Source organism: Parabacteroides massiliensis (genome assembly GCF_900155425.1).
Classification (GTDB): domain Bacteria; phylum Bacteroidota; class Bacteroidia; order Bacteroidales; family Tannerellaceae; genus Parabacteroides; species Parabacteroides massiliensis.
Map to the genome: position 1 here is coordinate 204,570 of NZ_LT700192.1, position 18,720 is coordinate 223,289.

Sequence of the window (18,720 nt, forward strand, 5' to 3'; positions counted from 1 at the left end):
CTTCTATCTTTGTGCGAAACCAATCTCAATAAATCATGGAGTCGCTAAGTCTAATAAAGAATGACCCTTGGCTGGCCCCCTATAAGGAGGCAATAGAAGGACGGTATCAATACGTGGTAAACAAAGAAAAGAGCCTGACGGGTAACGGCAGACAGACGTTGTCGGAAATGGCTTCGGGATATCTTTACTTCGGATTGCATAAAACAAAGGATGGATGGGTGTTTCGTGAGTGGGCACCCAATGCAACCGCTGTGTACCTGATCGGAACTTTCAACGGATGGAAGAAAGACGACCGGTATAAGTTGCAACGGTTGGGCAATGGCATTTGGGAGATCATGCTTGCAGAAGATTTGTTGCACCATGAAGACCTGTTCAAACTTCTGGTTGAATGGGAAGGCGGCAGCGGAGAACGTATTCCAGCATGGATACGGCGTGTTGTTCAGGATGAAAACACCAAAATATTCAGTGCGCAAGTATGGAATCCGGATAAACCGTATGTGTTTAAACATAAGCGGTTCAAGCCCAATGTTTCTCCTTTGCTGATTTATGAATGCCATATCGGTATGGCTTCGAATGAAGAAAAAGTCGGCAGCTACGACGAATTTCGCCGCCTGGTGTTGCCCCGTATAGCAAAGGAAGGGTATAATGCCATTCAGATCATGGCTATCCAGGAGCATCCTTATTATGGTTCGTTCGGTTATCATGTCAGCAGTTTCTTTGCTGCATCTTCCCGTTTCGGTACGCCGGAAGAACTGAAGCAGTTGATAGACGAAGCTCATGGCATGGGGATTGCCGTGATTATGGATATTGTCCATAGCCATGCGGTCAAGAACGAAGTTGAAGGCCTCGGACGTTTTGACGGGTCCTACACGCAGTATTTCTTGGGCGGTGCCCGTCGCGAGCATCCTGCATGGGATTCCCTCTGTTTCGATTATGGAAAGAATGAAGTGCTTCATTTCCTGTTGTCGAACTGCAAGTTCTGGCTGGACGAATATAAATTCGACGGGTTTCGTTTCGATGGCGTGACCTCGATGCTCTATTACAGCCATGGGCTGGGTGAGGCATTCTGCAATTACAGTGATTATTTTAACGGCCACCAGGATGGTGATGCCATTGCATACCTGACGTTGGCTAATAAGCTTATCCACGAAGTCAATAAGAACGCGATTACGATTGCCGAGGAAGTAAGCGGAATGCCGGGGCTGGCTGTCAAATATGAAGATGGCGGCTATGGTTTCGACTACCGTATGGCAATGAATATCCCTGATTATTGGATCAAGACGATCAAGGAAAAGAAAGACGAAGACTGGCATCCCTCTTCCATCTGGTGGGAAACAACGAACCGCCGTGCCGATGAAAAGACAATCAGCTATGCCGAAAGTCATGACCAGGCATTGGTGGGCGACAAGACGATCATCTTCCGTCTGATCGATGCCGACATGTATTGGCATATGCAGAAAGACGATCATAGTTTGGTGGTGGAACGCGGTGTGGCTTTGCATAAAATGATCCGCCTGGTTACGGCCACCACTATCAATGGAGGTTATCTGAACTTTATGGGGAATGAATTCGGTCATCCGGAATGGATTGATTTCCCGCGTGAAGGAAATGGCTGGTCGCATAAGTATGCACGCCGTCAATGGAATTTGGTCGACAACCTGGATTTGAAATATCATTTCTTAGGCGATTTCGACCGCGAAATGTTGGAGTTGATCCGTAGCGTGAAAAACTTCCAGGCCACTCCGATACTGAAAGTCTGGGATAACGATGGAGACCAGATTCTGGCTTACATGCGAAAAAAACTGGTGTTCGTGTTCAATTTCAGCCCGACAAAATCGTTTACCGATTATGGCTTCCTTGTGCCTAAGGGCGAATATGAAGTGGTGTTGAATACCGATGCCACCCGCTTCGGAGGGTTCGGACTCGCGGACGATTCCATTCACCATTTCACCCAATTCGACCCGTTGTATAAAAAAGAGAAAAAAGAATGGCTCAAATTATACATCCCGGCACGTAGCGCTGTCGTTCTTCGGAAAGTGAAATAATTTATGATTTATAATTTGTGATTTGTGTGTTGATCATATCATAAATTATAAATCATAAACCTGATAAATCATAAATCAAAAATCATAAATCAATATGTTATATCCAATGACATTTAAGCCTATCCTCAAGAAGATTATCTGGGGAGGCTCTGCAATCTGCCCGTTTAAGGGTATCACTCCGGTGCAGGAAGGCATCGGCGAAAGTTGGGAACTTTCACATGTGGAGGGTAATTATTCCGTCGTCGATAATGGCGAACTCGAGGGTAAAACGCTGGATGAACTGATCCGTACATATGGCAAACAACTGCTGGGTGAAAAGGTAGCCGAACGGTTCGGTACCACATTCCCTTTGTTGATCAAGTTTATCGATGCACGTGATGATTTGTCTATCCAGGTTCATCCGAATGACGAACTGGCAAAGAAACGCCATAACTCTTTCGGTAAGACAGAAATGTGGTATGTGATCAATGCAACCAAAGGCGCCGGCTTATATTCCGGTTTTTCAAAGCAGATCGATGCGGACGAATATGTGAAACGTGTCAAGGACAATACGTTCATGGACGTGCTACAGCGTTACGAGGTGAATCCGGGCGATGTTTTCTTCCTGCCTGCAGGGCGCGTGCATGCGATCGGAGCCGGTTGTTTCATTGCTGAGATCCAGCAAACGAGCAATATCACCTATCGTATATATGATTACGACCGTAAAGGACCGGACGGTAAAGGGCGCGAACTGCATACCGAACTGGCAAAGGATGCGATCGACTACACCTTGTATCCGGACTACCGCACCCATTACAAAGCACATACGAATGCGACAGTGGAGCTTGCCGCCTGTAAGTATTTTACAACTAATCTGTTGGATATAGATACGATCATGGTCCGTGATTTCTCCGAACTGGATTCTTTTGTGGTTTATATCTGTATGGAAGGTAAAGCGTCTATCCGTGACAATAAAGGCAATGAAATTTATATTCACCAGGGACAAACGGTCCTGATTCCGGCTGATACGGATGTCGTGACGATTTCTCCGGTTCCGGGTGCCAAGTTTATGGAAACATATATTGGATAAATCATCATTTGCAAATAATAAAAAAAGGCGGTTTTTAACCGCCTTTTTTTATTCGATTTCCATCTCCAATGTCTGCAAATCCTTGTCGCTGGATGAGCCACCATATAAAATCTGATACTTTCCGGGGCGAACTTCCATCGTTTGCGTGTTGTCGTTAAAAGAGTAGAAGGCTTCGGGAGTCAGTTTGAGGTTGACTTCCTGGCTGTCGCCGGCTTTTACGTGTACACGCAAGAATGCTTTCAGCGCCTTGATCGGCCCTTCCGGATCGTTCGGGTTTTTGATGTAGACTTGTGCGACTTCATCACCATCCGTTTTGCCGGTGTTGGCAATGTCGAATGTCAGTGTGACGGGCTGGTCTTTGGCTATCTTGGTGGAAGACAACTTCGCATTCCGATAGGCAAAGTTCGTGTAGCTCAAACCGTATCCGAACGGATAAAGCGGTGTTTGGGTCATATAGCGATAAGTACGTCCTTTCATGCTGTAATCTTCGAAGTCAGGCAACTGGTCGATCGATTTATAGAATGTGACCGGCAGGCGTCCTGACGGGTTATAGTCGCCAAACAGGATGTCGGCAACCGCTGTTCCGGCTTCCTGTCCGCCATACCAGGCATTCAGAATGGCGTCGACGTTGGCATTTTCCCAGTTTAAAGCCAATGCGCTACCTGTGCAAAGCACGTAAACGACAGGTTTGCCCGTTGCTTTCAGTGCTTTTACCATTTCTTGCTGTACTTTCGGTATTTCAATATTGGTGCGGTCTCCCTTTTTGAATCCTTCCACGTAGACCGGCATTTCTTCACCTTCCAGGCGAGGAGAAATACCTCCGACATAGACAATCACATCCGCATCTTTGACTTTGGCGGCTGTGGCGGCATAATCGACAGGTCGCCGCGTACCGATCTGGAAATTGAGGTCGGCGCTACCCATGCGTTGCATATATTCGATCTTGACGGGATATTTTTTCCCTTTTTCCGCATTCAGCATATATGTTTTTTCTGCTCCATATTCGTTTTCCCATACTTCGGCGACTTTTTCATCTCCGATGAAGAGGCGGAAAGCGTCGTTTCCCGACAATTTGATCTCGACCTGTTCTGTCTCAGGCGCTTCAAACTCGCCGGTGAAACGAGCCGTGAAGTTTGTCAGGTTTACATTCGGTGCGAACTGCGTGTTTCCACCTGTCGTATAATGCAATTGGCTTGCCAGGCCTTTGTAAACGGCTTCGCCCTCGAATTCCGTATTGTTGAAGAATTCGGATGCGAATCCCTGTCCGGCAGGTGAGGTGATGTGGCTGCCCAGGTCCTGGATTACGAAATCGGCGGCATGATTACAGCCCAATTCGTAGATTATTTCAGCATCGGGAACTTTGTTGCGGAGTCCTTCCAGTATCGTTACGGTATGTGTCGGGAAACCGTTGTAGTTTGCCCAAAGCATCGTTGAGTCGGCGGCATTCGGCCCGACGACGGCGAGCTTCTTGATTGTCTTGCTCAGCGGCAACGTGTTGTTCTTGTTCTTCAGCAACACCATGCTCTTATGCGCCATATCGAGTGCTTGTGCCACATGTTCGGGGCTTTCCACCACACTATATGGGATTTGAGCGTATGGAACCCGTTCGTCCGGGTCGAACATACCCAATTCGAAACGCCCTTTCAACAGGCGGCGGAGGGAAACATCCAGGTCGTTTTCAGATATTTTCCCGTCTTTCAGAGCTTTGATCAAAGCCCGGTAACTGTTGCCGCATTCCAGGTCTGTGCCGTTCAGGACGGCGTCGGCAGAGGCGCTTTCCGCATCGGGATGTGTTTCGTGGCGAGGCGTGCGCTCGTCTTTTTGCCAAAAGTCGTTGATCGCACCGCAGTCGGAAAGAATGATGTTTTCATATCCCCAACTGTTCCGGAGGATGTCGATGAGCAGTTTGTCGCTGCTGCAACAAGGTTTGCCTTGATAGCGGTTGTAGGCACACATGACTTCCTGTACATTTCCTTCTTTTACCAAGGCTTCGAAAGCCGGCAGGTAGGTTTGCCATAAATCACGAGGTGTCACCGTGACGTCAAATTCGTGGCGATTCCATTCCGGTCCGCTATGGACTGCATAATGCTTGGCGCAAGCATGTGTCTTGAAGTATTTCGGATCGTCTCCTTGCAAGCCTTTCACTACGGCCACGCCCATTCGTTCCGTCAGGTACGGGTCTTCTCCATAAGTTTCCATGCCGCGGCCCCAGCGAGGATCACGGAAAATGTTGATGTTCGGTGTCCAAAAGGTCAGGCCTTTGTAGCGATCGTATTCTTTATCTTTTTGATACTGATGGTATTTGGCGCGGGCTTCATCGCTCACCATCGTGAATGTCTTGTACAGGGCTTCGTCATCGAAAGTCGCAGCCATTGCGATTGCCTGCGGAAAGACGGTCGCTTTTCCTGCACGTGCGACACCGTGCAAGGCTTCGTTCCACCAATCGTATTCGGGAATGCCGAGGCGTTCGATAGCCGGAGTCGTGTTCATCATTTGCCCGACTTTCTCTTCGGCCGTCAGACGTTTTAAGAGATCGTCTATACGTTCGTCGATGGGGAGATCGGGGTTGCGGAACGGATAGTCTTCTTGTTTTTGACTGCAGGAAACAGACAGTAATAATGTCAGTGCTGCCACTGTCAGATGTTTCATTCTCATGTTATTAAATTTTAGATATTGTATATTTTACGTTTTATCTTATTGTAATATGTTTGTTATTAGCTGTTTATTGTGAAAAATATGCCGCAAAACTAATGGTTTACTTGCATTTCTTCAAGTAGAATTACTTAAAATAGGTTACTTCGTCCGTTATTTTCGCAAATGTTCTACATTTGTAAGGTCGAATAATAATAAAGAGAAAATAAGATGAAGAAGCTTTTGAGTATGCTTTTAATAGTGGCAGGACTTGTGTCTTGCGGAGGTGATGATAAGCCGTATGTCCCGGAATTGAATAAACTGACGGGGGTGGCATGTACGAAAAACGGGAATGCTTTTTTTAATGCGGATATCACTTACGACCAGGACAAGCAAATCAATCGGATTGTATTGGATATGGATGGAAACCGGTTCACTGATAATTATATTATTGTAGACAAGACGATTTCCGTAAGCGGCGTGAAGATGGTCGACGGCTCTCCGACCAATCCGTTTATCCATACGGTTTATACGTTGAGTGGAAATATGATTGCGGGCAAGGAAGAAAAATCCGAAAACAAGTACATGAGCAATGCGGTGTATACGGCGGTAGAAAACAGATACACCTATAACTCCAATTGGCTGAAATCGGTTTCGCAAGTTATCCAGTGGCCGAATGAGAACGGTTCGGGCTATCAGACGAGAGAAATGGGGGAAGTGGACCGCTATTCGTGGGAGAATGGAAACGTGGTACGTTATGCCTATCTGCCACAGAAAGAGATTACGTATGAATATAACTCTCAATTGCGTCCGGAAAACTTCCCGTTCCGGGTTGTCAATTCGTTTCAACCGGTTGGTTTTGATATGATTTCTCCGCTTAACCTGCTGTATGGGAAGATGAATCAGAATTTGCCGGCCCGTGCCTATTGGTATAATGTTTCCGAAGCAACGGATATCTGTGCCGAATATACGTTCCGTTATACGTTAACCGGCGACTATATTACTGGCATGACGGTTGAAGAAAAGATCAATCCCGTAAATGGCGCTACTGCGGAAACAAACATGTATGAATATACGTTTATCTATAATTTTGTGGTGGAACAAAAGTGAAAAACAATTTACTTCAATAGATCGGGACGCAGTCGGGCAGTCCTTTCCTGGGCTTGTTGCAAGCGCCATTCTTCAATCTTGCGTTGATGTCCGGACAGGAGGACTTCGGGAACTTTCCATCCGTTGTAATCGGCCGGCCGTGTGTAGACGGGAGGAGCCAGTAAATCATCCTGGAACGAGTCGGAGAGTGCGCTTTGTTCATCGCCGATAGCTCCGGGGATGAGGCGTACGACGGCATCCGTGATGATGGCGGCTGCCAGTTCTCCACCGGTCAGGACATAATCACCGACGGATATTTCTTTTGTTATCAGATGTTCGCGGATGCGGTAGTCGATTCCTTTATAATGTCCGCAAAGGATAATCAGGTTGTCCAGCATCGACATGCTGTTAGCCATCGGCTGATTGAAGGTTTCCCCATCCGGCGATGTGTAGATCACTTCGTCATAATCCCTTTCGCTTTTCAAGGCCGAGATGGCTCGGTCGATGGGTTCGATCTGCATGACCATACCAGCCTCACCTCCAAAGGGATAATCATCCACACGGCGCCATTTGTTGGTCGTGTAATCCCGCAGGTTATGCAGGTGTATTTCAGCCAAACCTTTGTCTTGTGCCCGTTTCACAATGGAGCAGTTCACCATTCCTTCGATCATCTCGGGAAGTACGGTCAGTATATCTATGCGCATATAAATGTATATTTCAGATTTATGGTGCAAATGTAGGAGATTTCTAATAGTTTGCAAAATAAAGTTTCTTGGGCATGAATTTTTAGTTTTATAGGCATGGAGCAATCCTTTCATGGGTATGGAACTTATTTTCGTTTTGCTGTTGTTCTACATATTAAATAATTATTTGTACTTTTGTCCGTCAATTTGGCGTCGGCCGGACGGCCCCGTCTCTTTACTGAATAAATTTTAAAGCGATGAATATATCTTACAATTGGCTGAAAGATTATCTTGATTTTGATTTACAGCCTGATGAAGTAGCAGCAGCACTAACCTCTATCGGTTTGGAAACCGGCGGGGTAGAAGAAGTTCAAACCATTAAAGGCGGATTGGAAGGACTTGTCATCGGTGAAGTTCTTACTTGCGAAGAACATCCGAATTCCGATCACTTGCACATTACAACCGTGAATGTAGGCGGTGCGGAACCTTTGCAGATCGTTTGCGGTGCACCGAATGTGGCAGCCGGACAGAAAGTGGTCGTTGCTGTAAACGGTACTAAATTGTATGATGGTGACGAGTGCTTTACGATCAAACGTTCCAAAATCCGCGGCGTTGAATCGAACGGTATGATCTGTGCTGAAGATGAAATCGGTATCGGGACGGATCATGCAGGTATCATCGTACTGCCGGCCGATGTGGTAGTCGGTACTCCGGCCAAAGAATATTATAATGTAAAGAGCGACTACGTGCTGGAAGTCGATATCACGCCGAACCGCGTGGATGCCACTTCTCATTTCGGTGTGGCTCGCGACTTGGCCGCTTATCTGAAACAACACGGTAAGCCTGCCAACTTGAAACGTCCGGGTGTGGAGGCTTTCAAGATTGATGATGAAACTCCGGCTATCGAAGTAGTCGTTGAAAATAAAGAAGCGTGCCTGCGCTATTCAGGCATTACGATCAAGGGCGTGACCGTAAAGGAAAGTCCGGAATGGTTGCAGAACCGTTTGAAGGTGATCGGCTTGCGTCCTATTAATAACGTGGTGGATGTCACGAACTACATCCTGCATGGCGTAGGACAACCTTTACACTCTTTCGATGCCGATAAGATCAAAGGTAATAAAGTCGTGGTACGTTCGGCAACGGAAGGCTCCAAGTTTGTGACGCTCGATGGCGTGGAACGCACGTTGACCGACCGTGACCTGATGATTTGCAATGTGGAAGAACCGATGTGTATCGCCGGTGTATTCGGCGGCCTCGATTCCGGCGTGACGGAACAAACCAAGAATGTATTTCTGGAATCTGCCACTTTTCATCCTACTTGGATTCGTAAGACAGCCCGTCGTTTCGGTCTGAACACGGATGCATCTTTCCGCTATGAACGCGGCCTGGACCCGAATCAGACGGTCGAAGTGATGAAGCGTGCCGCCCTGTTGATTCAAGAGGTAGCAGGTGGAACGATTACGGGTGGCATTCAGGATGTTTATCCGGCTCCGGTTGCACCGTATCGTGTGGAACTGGCTTACAATAAGGTCAATACGCTGATCGGTAAGGTGATTCCGGTTGAAACGGTCAAGAGTATCTTGGATAGCCTGGAAATGAAGATTGTTTCCGAAACGACTGAAGGCCTGGTGATTGATGTGCCCGTATATCGTATCGATGTACAGCGTGATGTCGATGTGATCGAAGATATTCTTCGTATTTACGGATATAATAACGTGGAGTTCAGTGACAATGTGAAGTCAAACCTGAGCTATCAGACTCCGACCGATCGCAGTTATAAATTGCAGAACCTGATTTCCGAACAGCTTTGCGGTTGCGGTTTCAATGAGATTCTGAATAACTCGCTGACCCGTTCGGCTTACTATGACAACCTTTCCACTTATCCGGTTTCTCATTGTGTGATGCTGATGAATCCGCTTAGTGCCGATTTGAATTGCATGCGCCAGACGTTGCTGTTCGGTGGCTTGGAAAGTATCGAACATAATGCGAAACGCAAAAATGGTAATATCCGTTTCTTTGAATTTGGGAACTGCTACGATTACAATATCGACCATAAGAAAGAAGATGAAACATTGGCTGAGTTCTCGGAAGATTATCGTTTGGGTTTGTGGGTGAGCGGTAGCCGTGTGGATAACAACTGGGCGCATCCGAATGAAAAATCGTCTGTCTACGAACTGAAAGCCTATGTGGAAAATATCCTGCTTCGTCTCGGAGTGAACTTGCAGAAGGTTATTTTCGGCAATCTGGCGAACGATATCTATTCGGCAGGATTGAGTATCACGACTTCGTCCGGTCGCCAGTTGGGTACGATGGGTATTGTCAGCCCGAAAATATGCAAGGAAATGGATATTGATGCGGAAGTCTATTATGCGGAATTTTCTTGGACGCTGTTGATGAAGGAAATCAAGAAAAACAAGGTGGCTTTCTCTGAAATCTCCAAATTCCCGGCTGTAAAACGCGACCTTGCCTTGTTGTTGGATAAGAGCGTTCAATTTGCCGAAATAGAAAAGATAGCGACGGAGAGCGAACGTAAACTGTTGAAAGACGTTACTTTGTTTGATGTATACGAAGGAAAGAATCTGCCGGCAGGTAAGAAATCATATGCTGTCAGCTTCTATTTGCAGGATGAAGGAAAGACTTTGAATGATAAGCAGATTGACGCTATCATGAAAAAGATCCAGACGAACTTGGAACAGAAATTAGGAGCACAATTGAGATAAATTGAAAATTAAAAATTAAAAAATAGAGATCATAAATCATGGGAAGAGCGTTTGAGTTTCGCAAAGCGAGAAAGTTTAAGCGTTGGGGCAATATGGCCCGTGTATTTACTAAGTTGGGTAAAGAAATTACGATAGCAGCAAAACAAGGTGGACCGGAACCGGAGAACAATCCGCGTTTGCGTGTGTTGATGCAGACTGCTAAAAAAGAAAACATGCCGAAAGAAAATGTCGAACGTGCTATCAAACGGGCTGTTTCTAAGGATTTTACCGATTATAAGGAAATGAACTACGAAGGATATGGTCCTTTCGGTATTGCCATTTTTGTGGAAACGGCAACAGACAACACGACTCGTACTGTTGCGAATGTGCGCAGCTATTTCAACAAGAACGGCGGTTCTTTGGGTACATCCGGCAGTCTGGAGTTCTTGTTCGAGCATAAATGTGTTTTCCATATTGCGAAGAAAGAAGGCATGTCGTTGGAAGATCTTGAGTTGGAACTGATTGATTATGGTGTCGATGAAGTGGATGAAGATGAAGACGAAGTGGTTCTCTATGGTGAATTTGCCCAAAATTCAGCTATTCAGAAATATCTGGAAGAAAATGGATATGAAATCACCAGCAGCGAATTTGTCCGTATTCCGAACGATGTGAAAGAGGTGACTCCCGAACAGCGTGAATCGATTGAAAAATTGATTGAAAAGCTGGAAGAAGATGAGGATGTTCAGAATGTGTTCCACAATATGAAGGAAGACGAAAGTGAAGATTAATTCTGTAATTGTTATAGAATAAAAAAGAGAGAGTGTAAAAACTATAACCTTTACACTCTCTTTTTTATTCTATATCAGCAGTTATGTCGGAAATTCTTATTTCCTTTGTCATACTTTATTTTAATGCAAATACAATTTTAAGAAATCATGAAAGGAATTAGAACTCTACTTTGTGTTATCTCGTTGGCCTTTTCGAGTGTGGTTATGAGTGATGTTATGGCCCAAAAGGATTTGTTTAATTCTTTAGCAGTTGGTGTGGGTGTCGGTACTATCGGTGTCGATGTGAATGTGGCAACTCCCATCACTTCCCACTTTGCTTTGCGCGGTGGCCTTTCCTTTATGCCGAATTTTAGCATGAATACGGATGTGGATGTAGAAGTGGAAGCGGCAGAAGGCGTGAATGTCCCCTCTACGATCAATGTGGAAGGAAACATCAAGCGAGTTTCCGGAGAATTACTTGTGAACTATTATCCGTTTAAAAAAGGTTCTTTCTTTTTGACTGCCGGCGCTTATTTTGGCGGAGGAACTTTATTGAAGATAAACGGACATAGCGATGAATTGAAGGAACTGGTAGCCGAAGCCGATAAGGCCGGTGTCGTTATCGGCGATTATACGATTCCGGTAGACAAAAACGGTAATGTGTCAGGTGGCTTGAAAGTTTCGAGTTTCCGTCCGTATGTGGGTTTGGGGTTCGGCCGTGCCGTACCGAAGAAACGGCTTGGCGTGATGTTTGAACTGGGCGTCCAGTTTCAAGGCAAACCGGATGTCTATACGGACTATGGTAATATTGGCAATTTGTTGGCTGAAGCCGATCCGGACGATACGTTTTCTAAAATCGTGGATAAACTGACTGTTTATCCGGTCATGAAGATACGCCTTTGTGGACGGATTTTCTAATTTCTAAAAAATAAAAGCCTGGCAGTAAAGTCAGGCTTTCATTTTTACTATAAAGAGGACAGGATTGTCTTTGTTTGTCCGGCGGGGAAAAGAGTAGGCGAGTTCTTTGCCACTTTTGCAATAGCAGTAGGTATTGCTCTGAAGGTCGATGGATTGAAGTTCGGGGATCTTGCCTGTCTTGTAGAAATTGTCTTCCAGTCCACCTTGTACGTTATAGGCTTTTGTCTCTTGTTGGTCGTAACAAAATGTGTAGCTATGTTCCGGTAAGGTCGGATCGTAATGGGTAGAGACCAAAAAGCGTGTCCCGATCTGTAAAGGAAGGATCTGTGCATAGTCCTCCGTGATGTCCAACTGGTTGCTATAGATAAGATAGAGCGTGTCATTCAATATATGGGCCGGCTGTAAGGATGGAGACTGCACATAAACATGTCCGTCTTTGACGGCTATTTCGGGACCTGTCTTGTGGTTGATTTCCATCCGTCCTAAATCGGCTACATCCAATTTGCGTTTTCCTGCTTCTTTAAATTCGAGATCAAATTTGTAGAGCCATTGTTCGACTGTCGGTGCTTGTTCGTTTTCGGAGTTGATCAAGTCGATTGTCGCCCACAGATGGTTGTCGTAGTAAGCTATATGTCCGAAAGTTTTCCACGAAGCATCTTGAGGAAGGATGCTTTGAAAAAGGAGTTTTCCGTCGTAGTCGTAATAATATACCTCATGTCCGGTCCCGATAACGATCAGGCGGTCGTGGACGGGATCGACTGCATAGTCTGCCAATTCGACCGGCTGTCCTGTTTCTGACCGGTGTGTTGTTATTTGTCCGAGAAACTTGCCGGAACTGTTGAAATGGTAAAGTTGACGATCGCTGACGAGAAAGAGGTCTTCCCGGTCGCGCTTGATCATCCTGATCTTTTTCAAGGAACAATGTTTATTTGTTTCCAAAGGAATAGCGATCACCTCCTCGGCAACATCTGACAGGCTTCCTTCCGGTTGACATTGCGGTAAATCGGTGTTATGGATTATTTGATATCCAATCCGGCCGTATAAGGCGATCAGACATACAAATAAAAGATTAAAGGTTTTTCTCATCTCATCTCAAATAAAAAAATAACATCCAACCATTTCTTTGTATAAACGTACAAAAACAACGGTTTATTGCAAGAAATCCATTTTATCTTCATACTTGGCTATTCTTTTCGATTAAATCGGTACATTTACGGTGTATTAGAAAATGATGGACAGCTAATTATGTCTGGTGCATGATGAATACCCCTTGTTTAGGGAGAGTGGAAATTAATACAAACTTTATATTATATGAAAGTCGGAATCGGTATTTTACTATTATTCTTTGTTGCCTCCTTGCAGGCACAGAATATCACGGGGGTGATCACGAACAATAAAAAACAACCGATAGACGGTGCAACCATTGTTTTGCAGACAACAGATTCTACATATATAAACGCCTCAATTTCGAATGTAGACGGAACTTTTGTATTGGATAGCCAGCCGGAAGAATACCGATTGATCGTACAGCATCTCTTGTACAAAACTAAGGAAATCACGGGAAAGGGCAGAGATGTCGGTGTCATTCGACTTGATCCGCAGGATTATGCTTTGGATGAGATCGTGGTAAAAGCGGAGCGTCCTTTTGTGAAAGTGGAAGATGGGCGTTTGGGATACGATTTGTCCGTTCTTGCCGGTGATGGAGTGGTGAACAATGCATACGAGGCTCTGGCTAAACTCCCCGGTGTAAAGGAGAGTAAAGGTGTACTTACTTTGGCAGGCACGGGAAACTTGACTGTGGTCTTGAATGGAAAACCGACAACAATGGAGGCCGGACAACTTGAGACACTTTTGCGCAATACTCCGTTGGATAGGGTGGAAAAGGCGGAAGTCATGTATAGCGCGCCTCCTGAATATCATGTAAGAGGAGCTGTGATCAATATTGTCTTGAAACGATCTCATGATTATTCTTTTCAAGGAGAAGTCAATGCTGATTATACAAACCAATATTTCAATAGCGGTGGGGCGAACGGAAATTTCCGCTTATCGACGCCTAAGATGGCTTTTGATGTCATGTATGGGGCCAATGATGTAAAAAAGATGGAATATATGGATCTGTATTCCAGGCACACATTGAAAAATCAAGTATATGATATCAGGCAAAACGAGCAGTTGCGGATGAAGTATTGGAACCACAATTTTAGGACTGTATTCGAGTATAACCTGAATGATAAGGATAATCTCAATCTCGCTTATACCGGTAGTTTTACTCCTGACCAGCATAGCAATAGCCTGACCTCAGGCAATTACCAAGCAAGCAATGTAGACAAATATGTCGAAACCCGTATGCATAATGTTACTTTGCAATATCATTCCGGATCCGGATTTGATGTCGGCGGGGATTACACGCGTTATACATCCGATAATAATCAGACTTTGTCGGCTGACTATACGGAGGGTGGTCAAAGCTGTTTTTCTATCATCGGCGGTCAAAAAATAGACCGGTATTCTATTTATGCCGACCGGAAACGTTCTTTGGGCAAAGAATGGAATTTAAGTTACGGAATGTCTTACCGGTTTGCGAAAGACCGTGACTTTCAGACCTATGATAAGGTTGTAGGCGATATCCAGACCGAAAATACAGATTCCAGGCTTCACGAGCACACTGCCAATGTTTATGTATCCCTGAGCAAGAACTATGCGACCGGAACGTCGGTCTCTGTCTCTGCTACAGGTGAATATTATACCATCGGCAGTTATCGTAAATGGGCAGTCTATCCGCAAGCATCCCTGACGTATGTCAAATCTCCCGAACATTTATTCCAGTTTTCGTTATCGACGGATAAAACATATCCGGGCTATTGGGATATGCAGTCTTCCGTCAGCCATCTAAACGGATATACCGAACTTTGGGGAACGCCGGGATTGAAACCGTCGACAACCTATAATTTGAACGGTAATTATATATGGAAACAAAAGTATATTTTCGGTCTGTTCTTCATGCATACGTCTGACTTTTTCGTACAAACAGGCTACCAATCCACCGACCGCTTGGCATTAATCTATAAGAATACAAATTGGAATTATATGCAGATGTGGGGGGCAAACGTCATTTTACCTTTTAAAGTCGGGAATTGGCTGGATTCACGACTTACTTTGATCGGTATGCAGGTTCGCCAATGTTGCGACGACTTTTTCGATATCCCGTTTAACCGGAAGAAATGGATGTTCAACGGTTCGCTGGATAACACGTTTAAGGTTAGTAAGAATCTGGCTCTTGAATTAATAGGTAGCCTGCAAACCCCGATGATTCAGGGTACTTTTGACATAGAAACGGTCTATAACCTTACAGCCGGAATTAAATGGGGTTTTGCTAATGATAGGATAAGCTTGTCTGCCCGTTGTAGCGATCTTTTCAACTCAGGCATGCCTAACTTGAAAGTTCGTTTTAAAGGGCAACACTTGGATATGAACAACGGTTTTTATTCACGCGCTTTCACTTTACTTTTCAATTACCGCTTTGGTGGATATAAGAAGAAAGAAGTCCGGAAGATTGATACCTCAAGGTTCGGACATTAGCATGAGTCCTGCTTATCTTTTTAGGGCTGTGTGTTAAATGTACTTGAGATACCGGTTAAATGTTTGACTATCGGTCAAAGAATACGCCGTCCCAATTCGTCCAGCATATTCACGCGTTCCAAAGAGAACGTATTGTCATACTTTTGGATATATTCTAAAAGCATCTTGGCTTTTCGCAACATCGCTTGCTCTTCATCGGGGTAGAGGTAGCTTTCTTCTATCAAGGTTTTGACGGCTATCTCAAGACGAAGGATTCCGCCATTGTCATCACTGTCGAGGCGACGGATAAGCTCTTCGGGCGGAAGAGCCATTAGGGCAGGACGGTCCAGTTTGAGGGAATTGTACACGGTTTGGATCAACTCCGGGGTATGGCGAGTCGCATTAGTGTTGCGGTTCGTAATGATCTGAAGGACTACTTTGGCAAGTTCCTCGATCTGTATCATGATGAAATCTCGTTTGAGCATAGGGAAATCAATAATCAAAAATTAGTAATTAAGAAAAAGGCATTTACTTTTCACTTTTACTTTTCCACTGTCACCTTAATAATGCGGATATCCTTTTTGGGGCGGTCGTATTCGTCGCGGGGTTGTCCGGCGATGGCATCGAGCACGTCGAATCCATCGATGAGTTCGCCATATACGGTATAGTTGCCGTCCAGATGGTGGCAACCGCCTTCAGTAGTGTAGGCTTTTCGTTGCTCTTTGGTGAACAACAGGTGTCCGGGTGTGGCACGTACCATTGAATCAACCTGGGCGTTGATTTTGCGCAAACGTTTCTGATATTCGCGTTTATTGCTGGTTTTCTGCATGCGCAGTTCGGCACGGACAGGATAAAAGAATTTCTGCATAGCCTTCTCCTTGATATCCTGGTTAGCAATCATTTCCAGCGTGTCCAATTCTCCATTGGTGTAGACTTTCCCTTGTACTATATAGAACTGCGACATGTCTGATTTTTTTTGCGGGTTGATGTCGTCATTCTGACGGGGAGCAGCCAACGCACCTCGCTTGTTGAAGCGATGAGGACGCATCTCCGGCATGATCTCCGAATTTCGGTCTCCGAAACCGCAACGGGCACCGGCAGGTGCATTACGGGAATCGGGAGCTCCGCCTTGTATCATGAATTCGGGAAGTACACGGGTGAACAATGTTCCGTCATATTCACCTCGTTTGGCACGTTCGATAAAGGTACGGACATGGTTTGGAACATCGTCATACAGTTTCGCTTTCATGGTTCCGGCGCTTGTATTGATAGTGACTATTTTCGCGGGAACCTGTTCTGATGCAGATGTTACGGCGTCTGCATCGTTTTGGCCAAAAGCTGGCGAGAGGCAGGCCAGCAAACCTAATAAGATATAATAGCTCTTTTTCATCTTTTGAAATATTTGGAGGGTAAAGATAGTATTTATGTTGTTAAACACAAAGTAAATGGCTACCTTTGCAGCCTTTAAGGCAAATTTAAGATTATAACTACACGTATTATTATGAATTGGATTAATGATTTGTTATGGGGCGAGGGCATTGGCCACTCCATACTTCTGCTTTCCTTTGTGATCGCCGCCGGCATACAATTGGGTAAGGTTAAGGTCTTTGGCGTATCTTTAGGAATTACTCTTGTCTTGTTTGTGGGGATTATTTTAGGACATTTTGGTTTTACGATCAACCACAACGTGATTCACTTTTTTAAAGAGTTCGGATTGATACTTTTTGTCTACTCTGTAGGTATGCAGGTCGGACCAGGTTTCTTCTCTTCTTTCAAACAGGGAGGGATTACGTTGAATATGTTGGCTTGTGGCATTGTGTTCTTAGGAGTCCTGACGGCTGTCATTCTGCATTATGCCACCGGGATTCCGATGCCAACGATGGTTGGTATTTTGTCGGGTGCAGTAACGAATACACCGGGATTAGGAGCTGCACAGCAAGCGTTTACCGATATGCACGGAGTGTCAGACAATACGATCGCTTTGGGATATGCAGTCGCTTATCCATTGGGTGTGATCGGTATTATTTTGTCCATTATCTTGATTAAGTATATTTTCCGTATAAATTTCGATAAGGAGAACGAACAGTTGAACAGTGAAGATTCTTCGCATACCAATGAGGCAAAGCCGATTTCGCTGATCGTGAAGAATCCGGCTATTTTCAATAAGACGGTCGCTGAATTGTCAAACCTGCTTGAACATCGTGATTTCGTTATTTCCCGTGTCTGGCGTGACAGCAACAAGCAGATCGAAATCGCTTCGGCCAATACGGTATTACAGGAAAACGACAAGGTTTTTGTTATCACGACCGAGACGGATGCCGAGACGATCAAGACCTTTATCGGAGAAGAGATCGATATGGAGCGTAAACAGTGGATCCGTATGGAGAGCCAATTTATCAACCGCCGTATCCTGATCACGAAACCGGAACTGAACGGTAAGCGTCTGGGGCAGTTAAAACTGCGTAAATTGTATGGTATTAATATCACCCGTATCAATCGTGCCGGTGTCGATCTGGTTGCCAAACCGGGACTGACTTTGCAGGTCGGTGACCGTGTGAATGTTGTCGGTACTGAAACAGCTGTTTCCAATGTGGAAAAGGTTTTGGGCAATTCGATGAAGCGCCTGAACGAACCGAACCTGATCACGATCTTCGTTGGTATTGCATTGGGTATCGTGCTGGGTAGTATTCCTATTACCTTCCCCGGTATTCCTCAGCCGGTCAAATTAGGTCTGGCAGGTGGTCCGTTGGTTGTGGCTATTCTGATCAGCCGCTTCGGTTATCATTATAAGTTGATTACCTATACGACACAGAGCGCGAACCTGATGTTGCGTGAGATCGGTATTACACTTTTCCTTGCTTGTGTGGGTCTCAGTGCCGGTGACGGTTTTGTCGATACGATTGTGAATAATGGAGGTTTTGCTTGGATCGGTTACGGTTTCATCATTACGTTTGTGCCGTTGATGATCATCGGTTGTATCGGCCGTTATTTCTGTAAGGTCAACTATTTTACGCTTATGGGACTTATTGCCGGTAGTACGACTGACCCGCCAGCATTGGCTTATTCGAATGCGACAGCCGGAAATGATGCTCCATCGGTAGGCTATGCAACGGTCTATCCGTTGACTATGTTTCTCCGGGTATTGACGGCACAGCTGTTGATTCTGTTCTTCGCATAATCAGATAATTAATATCATGAAACGGGGGCCTGCATATATAGAAATGCAGGCCCCCGTTTCATGATAAGCCATCTTCTTTTATA

Annotated in this window: 13 protein-coding genes; 8 read left to right on the top strand and 5 right to left on the bottom strand. The window is 45.2% G+C overall.

Annotated features, from left to right (window positions below; genetic code table 11):
- Positions 1 to 35 precede the first annotated feature (35 nt).
- Both BQ9893_RS19575 and BQ9893_RS19580 read left to right on the top strand, forming a co-directional pair.
- The gene (locus BQ9893_RS19575) at positions 36 to 2,045 is read left to right on the top strand and encodes an alpha amylase C-terminal domain-containing protein (protein WP_075967609.1); all 2,010 of its coding nucleotides are present in this window, start codon (positions 36 to 38) and stop codon (positions 2,043 to 2,045) included.
- Positions 2,046 to 2,139: 94 nt separating this feature from the next.
- Positions 2,140 to 3,114 carry a type I phosphomannose isomerase catalytic subunit gene (locus BQ9893_RS19580; protein ID WP_075967610.1) on the top strand — a complete coding sequence of 325 codons (975 nt, stop codon included), beginning with the start codon at positions 2,140 to 2,142 and terminating at the stop codon, positions 3,112 to 3,114.
- A gap of 48 nt (positions 3,115 to 3,162) precedes the next feature.
- Here BQ9893_RS19580 and xyl3A read toward each other — a convergent pair whose 3' ends face one another.
- A complete protein-coding gene (gene xyl3A / locus BQ9893_RS19585) occupies positions 3,163 to 5,769 on the bottom strand; it encodes a xylan 1,4-beta-xylosidase (RefSeq protein ID WP_075967611.1) in 2,607 nt (868 codons plus the stop codon).
- Positions 5,770 to 5,976: 207 nt separating this feature from the next.
- On the opposite strand from xyl3A, the gene BQ9893_RS19590 reads away from it, so the two are divergent.
- Positions 5,977 to 6,855: a DUF5032 domain-containing protein gene (locus BQ9893_RS19590; RefSeq protein WP_075967612.1), complete on the top strand. Its 879-nt coding sequence runs from the start codon at positions 5,977 to 5,979 to the stop codon at positions 6,853 to 6,855.
- A gap of 8 nt (positions 6,856 to 6,863) precedes the next feature.
- Here the strand turns inward: BQ9893_RS19590 and trmD are convergent, their stop codons facing one another.
- Positions 6,864 to 7,538, bottom strand: a complete 675-nt coding sequence (trmD, locus tag BQ9893_RS19595; protein WP_075967613.1) for a tRNA (guanosine(37)-N1)-methyltransferase TrmD — start codon at positions 7,536 to 7,538, stop codon at positions 6,864 to 6,866.
- Between the two features lie 236 nt (positions 7,539 to 7,774).
- Between trmD and pheT the strand changes: the two genes are divergently transcribed.
- The 3 genes from pheT to BQ9893_RS19610 all read left to right on the top strand — a co-directional run bounded on the left by pheT (position 7,775) and on the right by BQ9893_RS19610 (position 11,901).
- Positions 7,775 to 10,237, top strand: a complete 2,463-nt coding sequence (pheT, locus tag BQ9893_RS19600; RefSeq protein WP_075967614.1) for a phenylalanine--tRNA ligase subunit beta — start codon at positions 7,775 to 7,777, stop codon at positions 10,235 to 10,237.
- Between the two features lie 38 nt (positions 10,238 to 10,275).
- Positions 10,276 to 11,004 (top strand): YebC/PmpR family DNA-binding transcriptional regulator, encoded by a 729-nt coding sequence (locus BQ9893_RS19605; protein ID WP_075967615.1) that lies wholly within the window; start codon positions 10,276 to 10,278, stop codon positions 11,002 to 11,004.
- Between the two features lie 147 nt (positions 11,005 to 11,151).
- On the top strand, positions 11,152 to 11,901 hold the full coding sequence (locus tag BQ9893_RS19610) for a hypothetical protein (RefSeq protein ID WP_075967616.1): 750 nt from the start codon (positions 11,152 to 11,154) through the stop codon (positions 11,899 to 11,901).
- 30 nt (positions 11,902 to 11,931) lie between these two features.
- On the opposite strand, the gene BQ9893_RS19615 is transcribed toward BQ9893_RS19610, so the two are convergent.
- Positions 11,932 to 12,987 (bottom strand): 6-bladed beta-propeller, encoded by a 1,056-nt coding sequence (locus tag BQ9893_RS19615; protein WP_075967617.1) that lies wholly within the window; start codon positions 12,985 to 12,987, stop codon positions 11,932 to 11,934.
- A gap of 225 nt (positions 12,988 to 13,212) precedes the next feature.
- Between BQ9893_RS19615 and BQ9893_RS19620 the strand changes: the two genes are divergently transcribed.
- A complete protein-coding gene (locus tag BQ9893_RS19620) occupies positions 13,213 to 15,480 on the top strand; it encodes an outer membrane beta-barrel protein (RefSeq protein WP_075967618.1) in 2,268 nt (755 codons plus the stop codon).
- Between the two features lie 74 nt (positions 15,481 to 15,554).
- On the opposite strand, the gene BQ9893_RS19625 is transcribed toward BQ9893_RS19620, so the two are convergent.
- Positions 15,555 to 15,944, bottom strand: coding sequence for a hypothetical protein (locus BQ9893_RS19625; protein ID WP_075967811.1), 390 nt, complete (start codon positions 15,942 to 15,944; stop codon positions 15,555 to 15,557).
- Positions 15,945 to 16,000: 56 nt separating this feature from the next.
- Positions 16,001 to 16,849, bottom strand: coding sequence for a peptidylprolyl isomerase (locus BQ9893_RS19630; RefSeq protein WP_075967619.1), 849 nt, complete (start codon positions 16,847 to 16,849; stop codon positions 16,001 to 16,003).
- Positions 16,850 to 16,960: 111 nt separating this feature from the next.
- Between BQ9893_RS19630 and BQ9893_RS19635 the strand changes: the two genes are divergently transcribed.
- On the top strand, positions 16,961 to 18,637 hold the full coding sequence (locus tag BQ9893_RS19635; RefSeq protein WP_075967620.1) for a putative transporter: 1,677 nt from the start codon (positions 16,961 to 16,963) through the stop codon (positions 18,635 to 18,637).
- Positions 18,638 to 18,720 lie beyond the last annotated feature (83 nt).

What these genes read in the sequence shown, in the direction of transcription:
- BQ9893_RS19630 (WP_075967619.1), bottom strand. Translation starts at nt 16,849, where the DNA reads ATGAAAAAGAGCTATTATATCTTATTAGGTTTGCTGGCCTGCCTCTCG.
- BQ9893_RS19590 (WP_075967612.1), top strand. Translation starts at nt 5,977, where the DNA reads ATGAAGAAGCTTTTGAGTATGCTTTTAATAGTGGCAGGACTTGTGTCT.
- pheT (WP_075967614.1), top strand. Translation starts at nt 7,775, where the DNA reads ATGAATATATCTTACAATTGGCTGAAAGATTATCTTGATTTTGATTTA.
- BQ9893_RS19575 (WP_075967609.1), top strand. Translation starts at nt 36, where the DNA reads ATGGAGTCGCTAAGTCTAATAAAGAATGACCCTTGGCTGGCCCCCTAT.
- BQ9893_RS19620 (WP_075967618.1), top strand. Translation starts at nt 13,213, where the DNA reads ATGAAAGTCGGAATCGGTATTTTACTATTATTCTTTGTTGCCTCCTTG.
- BQ9893_RS19625 (WP_075967811.1), bottom strand. Translation starts at nt 15,944, where the DNA reads ATGCTCAAACGAGATTTCATCATGATACAGATCGAGGAACTTGCCAAA.
- BQ9893_RS19580 (WP_075967610.1), top strand. Translation starts at nt 2,140, where the DNA reads ATGTTATATCCAATGACATTTAAGCCTATCCTCAAGAAGATTATCTGG.
- xyl3A (WP_075967611.1), bottom strand. Translation starts at nt 5,769, where the DNA reads ATGAGAATGAAACATCTGACAGTGGCAGCACTGACATTATTACTGTCT.
- trmD (WP_075967613.1), bottom strand. Translation starts at nt 7,538, where the DNA reads ATGCGCATAGATATACTGACCGTACTTCCCGAGATGATCGAAGGAATG.
- BQ9893_RS19605 (WP_075967615.1), top strand. Translation starts at nt 10,276, where the DNA reads ATGGGAAGAGCGTTTGAGTTTCGCAAAGCGAGAAAGTTTAAGCGTTGG.
- BQ9893_RS19610 (WP_075967616.1), top strand. Translation starts at nt 11,152, where the DNA reads ATGAAAGGAATTAGAACTCTACTTTGTGTTATCTCGTTGGCCTTTTCG.
- BQ9893_RS19615 (WP_075967617.1), bottom strand. Translation starts at nt 12,987, where the DNA reads ATGAGAAAAACCTTTAATCTTTTATTTGTATGTCTGATCGCCTTATAC.
- BQ9893_RS19635 (WP_075967620.1), top strand. Translation starts at nt 16,961, where the DNA reads ATGAATTGGATTAATGATTTGTTATGGGGCGAGGGCATTGGCCACTCC.